Annotated in this window: 7 protein-coding genes, 1 tRNA gene and 1 pseudogene; 1 reads left to right on the top strand and 8 read right to left on the bottom strand. The window is 66.5% G+C overall.

Annotated elements, in window-relative coordinates:
• Nucleotides 1–34: 34 nt before the first annotated feature.
• Nucleotides 35–9,382, bottom strand: a complete 9,348-nt coding sequence (locus NE2_RS08225) for a type I polyketide synthase (protein ID WP_063025318.1) — start codon at nucleotides 9,380–9,382, stop codon at nucleotides 35–37.
• Nucleotides 9,383–9,765: 383 nt separating this feature from the next.
• On the opposite strand from NE2_RS08225, the gene NE2_RS08220 reads away from it, so the two are divergent.
• Nucleotides 9,766–9,850: transfer RNA gene (locus tag NE2_RS08220), tRNA-Leu, on the top strand.
• A gap of 643 nt (nucleotides 9,851–10,493) precedes the next feature.
• Here the strand turns inward: NE2_RS08220 and NE2_RS37635 are convergent.
• The 7 genes and pseudogenes from NE2_RS37635 to NE2_RS08190 form a co-directional block, all read right to left on the bottom strand.
• A pseudogene (locus NE2_RS37635) lies at nucleotides 10,494–11,552 on the bottom strand (recombinase family protein); the annotation flags it as partial.
• A gap of 74 nt (nucleotides 11,553–11,626) precedes the next feature.
• Nucleotides 11,627–12,124 carry a recombinase family protein gene (locus NE2_RS34810; protein WP_084493882.1) on the bottom strand — a complete coding sequence of 166 codons (498 nt, stop codon included), beginning with the start codon at nucleotides 12,122–12,124 and terminating at the stop codon, nucleotides 11,627–11,629.
• Complete coding sequence (locus NE2_RS08210) at nucleotides 12,121–12,711, bottom strand: ImmA/IrrE family metallo-endopeptidase (protein ID WP_051757013.1); 591 nt, start codon at nucleotides 12,709–12,711, stop codon at nucleotides 12,121–12,123. Before NE2_RS08210 ends, NE2_RS34810 begins: the two co-directional genes overlap by 4 nt.
• 265 nt (nucleotides 12,712–12,976) lie before the next feature.
• On the bottom strand, nucleotides 12,977–13,387 hold the full coding sequence (locus NE2_RS08205) for a helix-turn-helix domain-containing protein (protein WP_030517922.1): 411 nt from the start codon (nucleotides 13,385–13,387) through the stop codon (nucleotides 12,977–12,979).
• A 133-nt stretch (nucleotides 13,388–13,520) separates the two neighbouring features.
• A complete protein-coding gene (locus tag NE2_RS08200; protein ID WP_084493881.1) occupies nucleotides 13,521–14,177 on the bottom strand; it encodes an antirestriction protein ArdA in 657 nt (218 codons plus the stop codon).
• Complete coding sequence (locus NE2_RS08195) at nucleotides 14,170–14,583, bottom strand: hypothetical protein (protein WP_030517920.1); 414 nt, start codon at nucleotides 14,581–14,583, stop codon at nucleotides 14,170–14,172. Before NE2_RS08195 ends, NE2_RS08200 begins: the two co-directional genes overlap by 8 nt.
• 110 nt (nucleotides 14,584–14,693) lie before the next feature.
• Nucleotides 14,694–15,128, bottom strand: a complete 435-nt coding sequence (locus NE2_RS08190) for a hypothetical protein (protein ID WP_051757011.1) — start codon at nucleotides 15,126–15,128, stop codon at nucleotides 14,694–14,696.
• Nucleotides 15,129–15,206: the final 78 nt, after the last annotated feature.

Genomic DNA, 15,206 nt, shown 5'->3' with positions numbered 1-15,206 from the left:
ACCCGGGAGTTGTTACTTCCCGGGCCCGATCTCCCTACTTCTCGGACTCCCGGTTACCGGCCAGTTCGCCTGTGCCGCAGGAGCCGTGGGCCAGATACAACCCCTCGGCGCCCAGGCGAGCCTCCGCCGAGAGCAGCACGTCGGCCTCGAGCTGACGGATCTGCTTGGCCGGAGTGCCGTCGCCACCGAGACGGCGGTCGGCGGGCCGCTCGTAGAGCGGCTCCCCACCGCACATCGCCTCGACCAGCCGCTGACGCCCGGCGAGCCGGCGTTCCTCGGCGCGGCGCAGGTAGTCGTCGCGACGCTGCGGATCGAGCGCCTCCACGAAGGCCTGCGGATGCACGACCGCCAGCAGGCCGGAGACGTGCCCGAACCCGAGCGAGGTCACCAGACCGGCCTTGAGCGCGAACCGATCCCCGAACCGCAGCGGCTGCCGCGGCCACACCAGGTGCGGGTATTCGGCCATCTTGTCGTCGACGCAGTCGAGGCTGCGGTTCGGCGGAATCACGCCCTGCTCCAGCACCTGGCACAGCCCGATCAGCTGGAAGGCGGCCGCACCGCCCTTGGCGTGACCGGTCAGCGACTTCTGCGAAATCACGAACATCGGTGCGCCTTCGGACCGTCCCAGCGCGCCGGCCAGCCGCTCGTGCAGCTCCGATTCGTTGGGATCGTTGGCGGCGGTGGAGGTGTCGTGCTTGGAGATCACCGCGATCTCGTCCGGGGTCACGCCCAGCTTGCGCAGTTCGGCGGCCAGCCGCGATTCCGCACCACCGCGCCCCGCGCCGAGCGCGCCCAGTCCGGGAGCCGGGATCGAGGTGTGCACGCCGTCGGCGAAGGACTGCGCGAACGCGACCACACCGAGAACCGGCAGGCCGAACTCCGCGGCGATGTCACCGCGGGCCAGCAGAACCGTTCCGCCACCCTGGGATTCGACGAATCCGCCGCGTCGCCGGTCGTTGGCCCGGGAGAAGTAGCGGTCGCTGATGCCCTTGGCGCTCATGGCCGCGGAATCCGCGGTCGCCGACATGTCACCGAAGCCGACGATGCCCTCGATACCGAGATCGTCGTAGCCGCCGGCGACCACGACCTCGGCCTTGCCGAGCCGGATCTTGTCGACACCCTCCTCGACCGACACCGCCGCGGTCGCACACGCCGCGACCGGGTGGATCATGCCGCCGTAGCTGCCGACGTAGGACTGAACCACATGCGCCAGTGCGACGTTCGGCAACGCCTCCTGCAGGATGTCGTTGGCCCGCGGCTCACCGAGCAGGTTGTCGATGTAGAGCGAGCGCATCGAGGACATGCCGCCCATACCGGTGCCCTGGGTGTTGGTCACCATCGCCGGGTGCACCCAGCTCATCAGCTCGGCGGGGCTGAAGCCGCTGGACAGGAACGCGTCCACGGTGCAGACGATGTTCCACAGCGCCACCCGGTCCACCGAACTCGCCATATCCGGCGAGATGCCCCAGCGGGTCGGGTCCCAGCCCTCGGGAATCTGGCCGCCGACGGTGCGCGACAGCTTCGCCTTGCGCGGTACCCGAATCTCGGTGCCCGCCCGGCGAATCACCTGCCAGTCGCTCGACTCGGCGACCGGGCTGATCACGGTGTGCTCCGGATCGGCGGCGTAGAACGCGCGCGCCTCGGCCTCGCTGTTGACCACGAAGCTCAGATCCCGGTCGAGGAAGACCGAGGTGAGCAGCGGCGCCGCGTTGTCGATCATGGAACCGTCGTCGCCGTAGCGGCGGATGCCACAGCGCTGCACCACCGCGTCGTGGTAGCGCTCGGCCAGCTCCGATTCCTCGACGTACTCGCCGCTCTCGGCGTCGTACCAGCCCGGCTTCGGGTCGTTCTCCCAGGTGACCAGACCGGTGGTCCACGCCAGTTCCAGCACGCCGGCCGCGGACAGTTCGTCGGCGACCTCCATCTCGAAGCGTGTGCGCGCGGAACCGTAGGGCCCGAGCTCACCGGCGCCGACGATCACGACCATATCGGCGAGATCAGCGGTGACAGCGCCCCATTCGGGAGTCGGCAGCGCCGAGGTGAGCGTGGGCGGCACCGGCAGCGCCGGGACCGTCGCCCGCTCGTCGGCGATCGCCTCCGGCTCACGCTCGACGTCCTCGGCCAGGGCCGACAGGTCCAGCTTCGCACCGGCCAGGCCGCCGGTGAGGTCGATCTGCTGCGGTCCGGTGGCGGTGACGGCGCGGGCCCGCGACGTGCACCACTTGAGCAGCTCGTCGGCCATTTCCTGGGTGGACCAGGTGTGCACGCCGGCCTTCTCGACGGCCGCGACCAGCGGATCGTTATGACCCATCAGGCCGGTGCCGCGCACCCAGCCGATCATGGCGTGCACCAGGGTGACTCGCTGCGCCCACGACTTCTCCACCCGCCACTTGGCGATCACCGCGTCCAGCGCGGCCTTCGACTCGCCGTAGGCGCCGTCGCCGCCGAACATGCCGCGGTTGGGCGAACCCGGAAGCACCACATGCAGTTTCGCGTCCACGTCGTGGTCGGCGCCGAGGGCGGACAGACCGCCGATCAGACGTTCCACCGACCACAGCAGGACCCGCATCTCCATTTCGGCGCGCGCTCCGGCATCGGCCAGATCGCCGGCCACCCGCGGGGCGGCGAACGGCAGCAGCAGCGTCGGGGTCATCGCGGGCTTCACGAGAACCTTCGCGCCGCCGGCGTTGTCGGTCTGTTCGTTGCCGACCCAGTCGATCAGCGCGTCGATATCGGAGTAGGAGGCCATATTCGCCGGCACCACCCACAGCGCGGCTCCCGCGCGAGCGTGCTCGCGGTAGAGCTGCTTGTAGAAGGTGAGGCGGTCGTCGTCGAGCTTGGATGTGGTGAGGATGACGGTCGCGCCGCCGGCCAGCAGCCGACCCGCGATCGAGGCCGCGATGGACCCCTTGCTCGCGCCCGTGATCACCGCGGTATCGGCGGACCAGACACCCTCATCGGTGCTCACGGCCGCCTCGGCGATCCGTTCATAGGTCCGTGCCAGCACCGAACGCGCTTCGCCCATAGCAAGTTTGCGCCACCACTGCGCCTGTGCCGCAACGGCCTTACCGGCTCCGACGAAACTGTCGACCGTGTCCTCACCCGAACCACCCAGCCACAGCGTGGCCAGATCCTCGCGGGCGGTGGCCCAGCGGTCGTCGATCAGCACGGCCTTGCGGGCGTCGAAGGCCGGAGCCACCAAACGCGGCCAGTCCGAACCCAATTCGGCCGAGACCAGGTCGACCAGCGATTCGTCGCTCGCCTCCGGCGCCGACACCTGGTCGGTGAGCCCCAGCTGCTCGAGCACCACCCGGGCGGCGGTCGCCAGCACACCGTCGCGACCGGTGATCTGCTCGGTGAATTCACCGAGGGCGGCCGCGTCGACCGTGGCACCACCGCCACCACCGGCGGCCGGCAGCGCGACGCTGATTCCGCGGCGCGCAGCCACGGTCTGCACCGCGGCGTCGATCGCGGCATCCACCGCGGCGCCGTCGCTCAGCGCGCCGGAGACCAGGCCACCGAGATCCCCGCCGCGCACGCTGGCGCCCTCGCGGGTGCCGAGCGACACCTCGGCGGTGACGTGGTGAGCCCAGCCGTCGCCGAGCTGCCACACCTTCTTCACGCGATCGGTGATCGCCGCCGGGCGCTTGCCCGAGGGACCGAACACCTTGCGCAGGTGGTCGCCGATGGCGTCGGACAGCACCGAGCCGAATGGCTTGTAGGTGCGGGCCAGGCGCTCGACGGTGACCGACAGCGCGCCCATATCGGCATCCGCGGCGCCGTCGATCGCACCCAGCGACAGCTCGGAGCCGAGGTCGACCAGCAACTGATTGCGCCGCGAGGAGACACCGTCGCACAGCGCCTCGATCGTGTCCACGGGACCGATCTGGTCCAGCCGCAGCTTGGTCCACAGCGCGATCAGCACGCGGGTGGCGTCGGCGGCGGTGAAGGTGATGTCGTCGGGGCGGGGACCGCCGGCAGCGGCGACCGGAGCCGGTGCCGGGGCGGCCGCGGCGGCCGTCTCGGTCGGAACCGCTTCGGCCACAGCCTCTTCCGGCTCGTCGACCGGCGCCGGGTCGGTGTCGGTGGAGTACACCACGCCGGCCTCGCGCTCGATGTTGAGCACCTCGACCTTGGTGGCGGAGTACTGCGGCAACTTCAGGGTGTTGCTCGCCAGGTTCGCCACGGTCGGCGTCGCCGCCAGGCCGATCTCGACGAACCGCTCCACGCCGAGGCCACCGCGTCCGGTGTCGCCGAACAGCAGATCCTGGGTCTCGATCCAGCGCACCGGGCTGGCGAACTGCCAGGCCAGCAGCTCGATCAGCACCACCCGGCACAATTCTTCCGGACGCGCGGACCACGACTCGAAGTCGTCGAGCACCGCGCGCAGCGGCTCCGACGGCACGTAGTCGGCGATCTCGGCGATGAAGTCGCGCTCCAGCGAGAACGGCCGCGGCACCAGGTTCGGAATGTAGCGCCCGGCGAGGATTTCCGGATGCAGGTTCTCCGGCAGCAGCTCCTCGAGCTTGTTCCGGAACTCGGGCACGCCCTTGCGCAGCACCGTCGAGTGGAACGGCACGTCGATGCCCGGCACCAGCACGAAGGCACGCTTACCGCCGAATTCCGCACGGCGACGCTCGATTTCGGCTTCCAGCTCCTCGAGCCCGGCGACCGTACCGGCGATCGCGTACTGCGAACCGCGCAGGTTCAGGTTGACCACCTCGAGGAACTCGCCGAGGCGCTCGCCGACGCCGGCGACGAAGTCGATCACCTCGGCGTCGGGCAGCCCGATCTGCGACGGGCGGATGGCGGCCATCCGATAGTCGCTGCGGCCCTGCGCATCCCGGGGCACCAGCTCGTGCATGGCCGAGCCACGCTGGAACACGACCTCGAGCACGGCTTCCAGCGGCAGCACACCGGCCACCGCGGCCAGCGCGTTGTACTCACCGACGGAGTGGCCGGCCAGCATCGCGCCCTCGACGAACGCACCGGCCTCGCGCAGTTCGGCGACCTGGGCCACGCCCAGGGTGGCCATCGCGACCTGAGTGAACTGGGTCAGATGCAGAACACCCTGCGGGTGACGGTATTCCACGCCCCGCGCCTTGAGGTAGGTCGGGTTGTCGCGCACCACGGCGAGGATCGAGAAGCCCAGAGCTTCCCGGGTGTGCTTGTCGGCGCGGTCCCACACCTGCTTGGCCGCCTTCGACCGCGACCGGGCGTCCAGGCCCATCCCCTTGGTCTGGATGCCCTGACCGGGGAAGGCGTAGACGGTCTTGGGAGCCGCGAGCCGGGCGGTCGCGGTCATCACCAGATCACCGCCGGTCCGGCAGGACACCTCGACGATCTCGCAGCCGCGGTCGACGGCGATCCGCTCGACGCGCACATCGATCTGCGCGCCCGGCCGGACCATTCCGAGGAATCGGGTGGTCCAGGCGGTGACAGTGCGTGCGGGCAGCGGAGATTCGGGATCCACGGCCGACACCGCGTGCTGAGCCGCGGCCGACAGCCACATGCCGTGCACGATCGGGCTGCCCAGGCCCGCGAGTTTCGCGGCGGCGTTGCTGGTGTGGATCGGGTTGTGGTCGCCGGAGACCTCGGCGAAGGCGGCCATGGCCCGCGGCGCGGTGAGCGTGACGTCGCGACGACGGCGGCGCGGGGTTTCGGTGGCCTCCTCGGACACGGTCCCGGCCGCGCGCGGCGGATCGGTGAGCTCATTGCCGCCGTTGCGGCCGCGAATCGCGAAGCGTTCCACCAGCGTTGCGACGGTCGGCGTCTCCAGACCGTGATCGCGCATGACGCCGACGGTGACCCGCACCTCGACGACGCGCCCCAGATCGGTGTCGACCACCGACCCGGATTCCGCGCGAACGCTGAGCACCGCCGGATCACCGGGCAGCTCACGCACCAGGTCGATCTGGTGGTCCAGATGCACTAGATCCAGCATGCCCTCGATAACACTGCTGACGCTTCCGTTTTCGCCCTCGGCGCGGCTCGCGCCCAGCACGGCGAACACGGCCGGCCAGCAGGCGCCGACCAGCACGTCGGGAACCCGGCGGCCGATGGTGCTGAGGCCCTCCGGCAGACCCGAGCCGGTCACACCGGCGTGGTCGGCGACCATATCGGGCGTCCAGGCGATGTTGACGTGTGCGACGTGAGAGCCGTTGGCGGACTTGACTTCCGGCAGCGCCTGTCCGGCAGCCACGGCCAGCAGGGCCGACATCGCGGTCTCGGCATCGGCTTCGGTCACCACCGGCGCGCCACCGTTGTAGACCGAAGCGGGAACCGTGATCCGGATCCGGACCTCGTTCGCCGGCGACAGCGGGACGGCCAGTTCCACGTAGGCGTTGTCGGCGTCGGGGCCGGTAGCCGGAACCAGGGTGGCGCCGGTCGGCCGGTGCACCGCGCCCTGGGGGTCGACGGTCCACTCGTGCAGATCGCCGAGCCGGTGCACCGGGTTGGCGGTGGTGCGCCCGGCCCACTGCACGTCGGGCGCGGCCAGCACGATGTCGATGGCGCCGGAACCGATATCGGCGCGGCGGCGACCGTCGACGGCGGCCGGGGTGACGCCGCCGCGGATCAGCGTGTAGGCGGTGTCCTGTTCGAAGCGGTCGAGCAGTTCGCCGACCGGCTCGTCGACGCGGGTGATGCCGGCGACCGAGACGGTGCCGGGGATCACGCACACCTGGTCGGCGGTGTAGCGCGGGTCGTGGGCCTGCCACAGCGAGTCCGAGCGCCACCACCGGCGCACGTCGGCGTCGACGACCGGCACGAAGTTGACCGGCTTGCCCGGGGTCTTGCACAGCGAGACGAAGAACGGCACATCGGCCGGGTGCAGGACGGTCTCGGCGGCGGCCGGGTAGTGCTCCTTCAGCGTGCAGATCACGTGCACCGGCCGTTCGAAGACGCTGTCGTCGTCGAACAGGGTCGGGATGCGGCCACGGTCGGCGGGGTTGAGGCGACCCTCGGCGCGACGCACCATCTCGGCGAACCGATCCCGCCAGGTGATGTCGGCCCAGACCGAGCGGGTGGCGTCGGCGATGGCGTCGCCGAGGTCGGTGCCGCAGTCGAAGCCGTCGCGACCGGCGCGCTGGTGCTCGGGCAGCAGCGCGGCCAGCTCGACGTAACGCTCCAGCCAGCGCAGGTAGGTCATACCGGCGACATCGCCGAAGTACGGCTTGGCGGTCCGGTCGAGCGCCTCGATGATCTCGTCGCGGCGCGCGGCCACAGCCTCGGCGTCACCGGCGACCTCGTCGAGCAGGCGCCCGGTCCGCGAGGCGGAGTTGTCGATCTCGTGGATGTCGGCACCCAATTGACTACGGCCGGAAGCCATTCCGCCGGTGGCGGTCCCGGCGGCGACCCAGTCCGGGGTACCGGGGGTGTCGACCAGCAGCTGCTTGACCTCGGGTGCGGTGGTGGCCTCCAGGGTGGCCATGGCCGCGGTGCCGACCAGCACGCCGTCCAGCGGCATCGTCGGGTAGCCGTGGGAAACCGACCATTCGCCGGTGAGGTATTCGGTGGCCCGCTCCGGGGTGCCGATGCCGCCGCCGACGCAGACCACGACGTTCGCGCGGTTGCGCAGTTCGGCGTAGGTCTCGAGCAGCAGGTCGTCGAGGTCCTCCCAGGAGTGGTGGCCACCCGCGCGACCGCCCTCGATGTGCATGATCACCGGGTAGTCCGGCACCTCGTCGGCGATGCGCAGCACCGCGCGGATCTGCGCGACGGTACCGGGCTTGAACGCGACGTGGGTGATGCCGGCCTCGGTCAGTTCGGCGATCAGCGCCACGGCCTCGTCGAGTTCGGGGATGCCCGCGGTCACGACCACGCCGTCGAACGGGGCGCCGGCCGTGCGGGAGCGCTGCACCAGCCGCTTGCCGCCCAGCTGCAACTTCCACAGGTAGGGGTCGAGGAACAGCGAGTTGAACTGCACGGCCCGGCCCGGCTGCAGCAGGGTCTTCAACTCGGCGACCCGATCGGCGAAGATCTGCTCGGTCACCTGGCCGCCACCGGCCAGCTCGGCCCAGTGACCCGCATTCGCCGCGGCGGCAACGATTTTCGCGTCGACGGTGGTCGGGGTCATACCGGCCAGCAGAATCGGCGACCGGCCGGTCAGGCGAGTGAAGGCGGTTTCGACCACGATCCGGCCGTTGGGGAGACGAATCGGCTTGGGCGCGAACGCATCCCAGGACGGGGCGACCTGCGGAGCCGCGCCCGGGGTGAAGAGGCTGCGCTGACCGGGCCGGGTCGCGGCCGCGACGATGCCCACGCCGGTGCCCTTGAGCGACCCCTGGGTCAGGCGGCTCAGCAGATCACCCGGGCCGATATCCAGAATCCATTGCGCGCCACCGGAAACGGTGTCGTCGACGATCTGCACCCAGTCCACCGGGTCGACCAGAATGCTGCGGGCCAGCTGCGCGGCGAGTTCGGTGTCGATCTCACACTGCGCGGCCCAGGCCGACACCAGCTCGACGGTCTCGGCCAGCGCGGGGTGGTGGAAGGCGACCTCGACCTGGACGTCCTCGAAGACCGGGGCGAACACCGAGCCGCCACGCTTCTTGGCATCGCGATCGCGGCTCTGCTCGGCGTTGATCTCGGCGCAGCGCTGCCGCACCCGCTCCAACTGGGCCACGGTGCCCGACAGCACCGCGCGCCGGCGGCCGTTGCGAATCGACACCACCGCAGCGATGTTCGGGTCCACACCTTCCGAGACCTCGGCCACGACCGCGCGCAGCTCGTCGGGGTCGACATTGGACACCGCGACCATCGGCGATTTGTCGCCGACCGGAATGAGACCGCGCCGGCGTGCGACCAGTGTGGCCGCCGCGCCGATCAACTGGGCCAGCGCGAGCAGTTCCGCGTCGCGCGCACCCTGCGCGGTCGCGGCCTCGGCGGCGAGCAGGCCCTGGGAGTGACCGATGATGCCGGTCGGCGCCTGCTCAGCCGGATCCAGTCCCTGCATCCGCAGCGCCCGCAGCGCGGCGACCTGCGCGAGGAAGACGCCCGGCATCGAGACCGCGGCCGAACGCAGCGCCTGCGCGGACGGCGCCGCCGACTCCTCGCCTTCCTCGCCGTCGGCGAGCTCGTCCTCGAGCATCCACGCGATCGGGTCGAAGCCGACGGGCCGGACCACCAGCAGCTGCGCCGCCACCGGTTCCAGCCGCGCATCGGCTTCGTGCACGAGCGCGGTCAACTCGGGCTCGAGCGCACTGTCGCGTCCGATCTCCTCCAGCTCCCGCAGCCACTGCGCACCCTGGCCACCGAAGGCCAGCGCGTACTTCTCACCACCGAGCAGGCGATCCAGCAGCGACGACTTGATACCCGTATCCGAAACTCCCCCAGCGACCTTCGCGTTCGTTCCGGTCCCGGTGCGTTCGTTGATCGTCAAGACGTATCGACTTCCTTCTCGTGGCGGCTCACCCCGCGGGGCCCGCTCTTGCGTGCACAGGCGTCCCTCACCCCTGAGGACCTGACGAAGCCTCAGGTTCGCACAAAATCATGAGGAAAGCCTCACGTTTCCCCGGCCCCCGCACCCCTACCGTCGAGTATTTCGGTACGGCAGTACAAGAACACCGCCAAACATGACCCTCCCTCATGTTTGAAGCCCCAGGTGGCAGCGTTACTCGGAAGTCAGAAAGTTGAGGGTTCCTCATATTGGGAGTTGCCGAATCGTTATAATCCCAGTTCGTGTTACCCGTGGGTACACGACACCCCCGCGCGGCTTCGCGATCCGCGCCCGGGCCGGTAGAGTTTGGACGGTCGTACCATCACGCGCGAGTGGCGGAATTGGCAGACGCGCTGGATTTAGGTTCCAGTGTCCTCGGACGTGGGGGTTCAAGTCCCCCCTCGCGCACCAGACCGTTGCCTTTCAAACCTGCACCAACCGGTGCAGGTTTTTTCGTTCCTGCACGAGCTGCCGACCCGTTGCGGATGACGTCCATCAGCGCTACTCCGTCCTCGGCGAGCCGTTGGTCGGCGGAGTCGACCTCCGTCGCAGGAGCTGCGGCTTCGGCGTGGCTCGCAACGTGACCGATCAGCTCGCCGCCGAGCAATGTGTTGAACGGTTCGGCTAGCTCCACGCGAACCTCATCCTGTTCGAGGTAGACCTTCTCGAAGAACGCCTGGTTGAACAGGCGGCGGACGCTTGTGCTGGCTTCCAGGTAACCCGCGTAGCAATTGCTGGCGTAGTTCAGCGCAGTGCGGAGGTTGTTCTCCACGACCTCGATATTGAGGACGCTTGCTTCTAAACGGACCTCGATGCGCGCCAGCTGCTCCGCGATGCGGTCCTGCTCCTGCTTCATCAGATCAAGTGGGATCGCGCCGGCATAGTGGGCTTGTAGCAACTTGCCACGCTCATCGAGCAGGCGCTTCTTCTGCTGGTCCAGCTCGCGTGCCTCACGATCCGCAGCAAGCCGGCTGGAGGAGAGCTCACCACGCAAGCTGGTTTCGATCTGCTCGCGCAGTTCGGGGATCAGCTGGACCGCTTTGTATTCCTCTTCGACCAGTTCCTCCACACGGTCAATTAGAACGGCGCGGCGCTGGCAGTCATTGACCTTCTGATGACGGCCCAGGCAGACGAAGTATGGGTAAACCGTGCCGTGCCGGTTCTTGGCGTGGGTGACGATGAGCCTGCTGCCGCAGCCGCCACAGAAGACGGTCGATTTGAGGTAGTGCGGGTGTTCGCGCTGCTTCTCGCCGTTGACCCGTGAAGTCAGCAGGGCTTGCACCAGTTGCCAGGTGACCGAATCGACCAAGGGGGTGTGTCGGCCGGGATGCGTGGCGCCGCGGTAGACCACTTCCCCCTTGTAGTACGGCGAGCGCAGGATCTCTTGCAGCTTGTTGTACTCAACCGTCTTCGATGGACGCTTTGGGGTGGGCCGGGTGGTCAGCCCCTTGGTCTCCAGTTCCTTCGCCAATCGCTTCAGTGTCCACTCTCCAGTGGCGTATGCCTGGAAGGCCCACGCGATCAGGGGTCCGCGCTCGGGATCAACAACCACGGTGCGGATCTCGACTCCCTGTTCGTTGATGATCCCGACGTTGCGGTAGCCAATGGGCGCTCGATGTGGCGTACCGCCAGTGCGAGCCTTCTCGGTCATGCCCTTCAGCACCTCAGTGGCGAGGTTGCGGGAGTAGAACTCCGAGATGGAACTGAGGATGCCGTGCAGCAGCATGCCCGAGGGGGTTTCGTCAATGTTCTCTGTCGCCGAAACAAGCTCAGCCCCGGCAGCTCTGATCGCCATATGAATCTCGACGTCGTCGGCCCTGTTGCGCGCCAACCGGTCAATCTTGTGGACAATGACATAGTCGACCGGATGCTCCTCGATGTAAGCGAGCATCTCTTGAAGCTTGGGCCTATCGGCGGTCTTGGCGCTCTCGCCGCGTTCCACGAACTCCTTCACGACGACCGCGCCGAGCGATGCAGCCTTCCTACGGTTGGCATCTCGCTGCGCCGGTAGGGAGTACCCATCCGGATCGGCGCCATCCTTCTCGGCTTGCTCCTTAGTCGACACACGCGGATAGGACACGGCCGTTTTCAGCGGCTGGTCTGCCACGGTCATGCTCGGACCCACTGCTTCGAATCTGTTTCGTGTCATATCTTCCCTCCGATATCGTTACCTGCTATGCAGGGGTGTTAGGTGGCAGATGCCGCTTTCTGGCGACGTTGCGCCCGTGCTGCCAGACTTCGTTCCCGGACCCATTCAGTGGTGCGCCAGAGCGCTTCGCGAACAGCCGCAGGCATCAAAGGATCGCCATACGGAAGCACCACGACCACGTCACGGGCATCGAATTGGGTCATCAGTTCGCGGAAGTCTTCAAGTCGGCGTGACACCCGGCCTGTCGCCGAGAATATGACGTAACATATACCGGGGTTCTCGTCCAGATAGTGGAGTAGTTCAACAATCGCCGGTCGCTTGCGGTGGCCTGTCGCAGCAACACCGATCTCGACGAACTCACGTGAGACATGAGAATTCAGCTCAGCTGCCTTTTTTCTTCCATTCTCGCGTTGCACCTGAACTGCCAGCGGCTCGCCGCCACGTGCGGCCGAAACCGGCATTGACGCCATGGACAGAAACAGCACGGCGAGTGCTCTATCGTTTCGATGATCAACCGCTTTTTCAGTAATATTCATTGCAAACTCCTAACCAAGTCGACGTTTAAGGCGTCCTGCCACCAGCTGCCGCCGTGACGGCCCTGACAGTTCACTGCCCATCCCATCGCATGCCGCACAACGCCGCTCTCTTCACGGTGCGAACAATCGACCAATCCGGTTTGACGAAGACGCACTTCAATCGCAACCTCGCTGACCCGGAATAGATGTGCAAGGTCAGTGACCTTTTGTATTCCGTTTCCCCATGCACGCTTGAGGAACTTCTTCGGCACCAAGACGCAGCCAGCGAAGTAGTCGGCTGCGCGTTCGGCCTCGATGTCCGAGTCACTATGACCAGGACCGGCATACAGCACGTGTCGGTACCCGTAGTCGATTATGTGTTTGAATTCGTGGAGTAGGGTGAACCGACGACGACGACGGGAGTCGCCGCGGTTGAGATAGATCGCCCATTCGCTTCGTTCGCGATCCCAGAAGCTTGCGCCCGAGGCGCTCTGAAAGGCGTGCTCAACGCGGACTTTTGGCAGGTTGGTGACGATCTCACTCAAAACCGGTGCCGCGTCAACCTCGCACAGCTCCAGGAGCGTAGCCGCTTGCAGCTCGGCGATCACAAGCGCTTCCGAGTAGGTTACGTTTGGGCGGCGGGGGATCCGGATACGCAGTTCACGCAAAATACTGGGCTGCCGTTGCGAATACTCCCCTCCTTGCCGAACTGGCAATATTACCGGTTTGTTAGAGATTGGTCGTCCGTCTCGCATTGAGCGTCACCTCCTTACAAATTAACGTTTGATAGTTGCGCACTACTCCTTTCTTTCCCTCTAGTCTGCCATTAAGGAATTATTAATCGCTGAAGGCGGTGCGTTTCTCCCCCGCTAGCTACCCCTCATCTTCACCGTCGATCGGGCCGTCGTATTCATTGAAACTGATACCTTTCTCCCGTGCGATGCGCGCGAAGTCCCTCTCGATGTCCTTCATCTCCTCGGCGGTGAGGTTGTACTTCGTGCGCAGATACGGCCGTAAGGTCGGCAATTCACCTTTAGGCATCCAACCGGCCACTGCAAACAGGTCACTTACCGGCACGCGCAGCACATTCGCGATAGCCTTTATGTTTTCCGGCCTCGGATTCGGGATCTGCCCCTGTTCGATCCGAGAGACAGTACCTTTATCGACGTCGGCACGCCGCGCAGCTTCTCGCACCGAAAGGCCGAGCGCTTCCCGTCTCAGCTGAAGCAGTCTGCCCAATCTGGCGATGTCGCTTGTTTGATTAACATGCAAATCTTCGTTCATTTTCTTGTCCCCATTCGTATTTGAATAATACCTCCAGTTGGGGAATTATTTCAACGCTTTTTCGTGACTTTTACAATTTCTACAACAATTTCCTGATAGGCTATTTTCTGACGAAGTCATTAATATCGACTGCCTACGCTCGCTCGTCGAATATCCACACGCCGCCGCCTTCTGCCGGAACGGCCACGATGTCGTCTTGTGCCAGCAGTTGCTCGCCGATCGCCTCGTAGTCGATGTAGGCGAGGTGTTTGAGCTGGTCTGGTAAGGCGTCTTTCAGGACTTCATCCAGTCCGAGCGGTGCGAGCAGGTGGCGGACGTAACCGTCGACGCTTTCGTAGTGCCCCTGGTAGGCGCGTTCGAAGTGGTCAAACAGGCGGGGGTCGTCCTCGTTGAATTTCGCCCATGCCGCGTAGGCCGGACCGTGTTCGGTGAGGCCATGCGCAACCTGCGAGAGCAGTTCGATGCTGTCGGTGCCTTCGAGTCCGATCGCGCCGGTCCTGACGTCGAACGCGCCGAAGTCCTGATAGTCCCAGATATACAGCGGAGCACCGGCATGCGCCTCGTCATCGCCGAGGACCGCATATAGTTCGGTAGCGATAGTGGCCGGGTCGCGGGCCATGTCCAGCCAGGTGCCGTCGGTCAACTCGGCCCGCAGCGGCAAGCCGCGGGTGACGTAGATACGCGGATTGAGACGTGTCGGTTGTTCGCGGCTCGACTCCTCATAGCTTTGGGCGTCAATGTCAGGCTGGTAGTCGTTGTGTGCGTGTGGATTTGGGAACCGCTCATTCATGATCACCGCCTTCCGTCTGCTCGACGCCGCCGACCGGCAGCTGGTGATGGACGAGCCGCATGGCCAATGCTTCGATGGCGCCTTGGAGATCGCTCGTAGTCAGCTCGTCGCAGGCGTCGATGAGTTCGACAAGCCGGGCGGCCGCATAGTCGGCCTGCGACGCTAGAACGTGCTGATCATCTTCGTCGGCCACGTCGAAAACGTGTGTCCGCTCCACCTGCTGCAGCGCGACGGTCACCGCGGCCGACCGGGCATCCTCGCCGGAGCGTTCGGCGGCGTCGTAAACCGCCTGGAGCAGCGCCTCACTCACGTCCCATGCGAGGCGCTGCTTGCGGTCGTGGTTCGGTTCGGCGGGCGGTATCACCTCGCCCGAATTACGTTGTGGATTCTGGAATTTCTCACTCATGATCTTCTCCTTTCGGTTACGTTTGAGTGTTGGCCGGTGGACAGCAGCGAGGTCTGTGCATTCCTCGATCTGCTGTCCGCCGGCCTCTTACACCGGGCGCTGAGCGTGGCTCAGCTGTCCGTTTGTTCACCTCCCGCCTGTTGGCTGCCACGACGACCCCGACTGCGGCGAGCGCCTTGTGCCGGTGCGTCTTCCGTCGTGTCCGTCACTTCGGTCGCATCGGCGGCCTCGGTGGCGGGTTCCGCCTCCTCGGGGATGACGACGGCGGTGTCCTCATCGTCGGGTGGCGGGGGTGGTGTGGCGGTGAACAGATTGTTGATGGCTGCCTGCCGCGTGCGTGCTTCTTCTTCGATGGCAGCGCGAGCGGCGTTGGCCCTGGCCATCAGGTCAGGATCGTTCTTGGCAGCCTCGATCCAAGCGTCCACGGCGGCGAAGCATTCAGCCTTGAGGCTGCGCTTCCTGAGATCGGCAATCCAGGTCAGCTGGGTGTGCCGCGCCGTGTCTATCCGGATCGCCAGGGTGACTTCCCGGTTCGGTTCGGACATGGTCCTTCTCCTCGGTGCGAGCGGCCGGCAAGCGCTTGTTGCGCTTACGGAAACGGCCGCAGGACACCGATGAGGCAT

Origin of the sequence: Nocardia elegans NBRC 108235 (assembly GCF_001612845.1) — a bacterium.
GTDB classification, from domain to species: Bacteria; Actinomycetota; Actinomycetes; order Mycobacteriales; family Mycobacteriaceae; genus Nocardia; species Nocardia nova.
The sequence above is the reverse complement of the archived record's forward strand: the minus strand, read 5'-3'. Positions and strand labels throughout refer to the sequence as shown.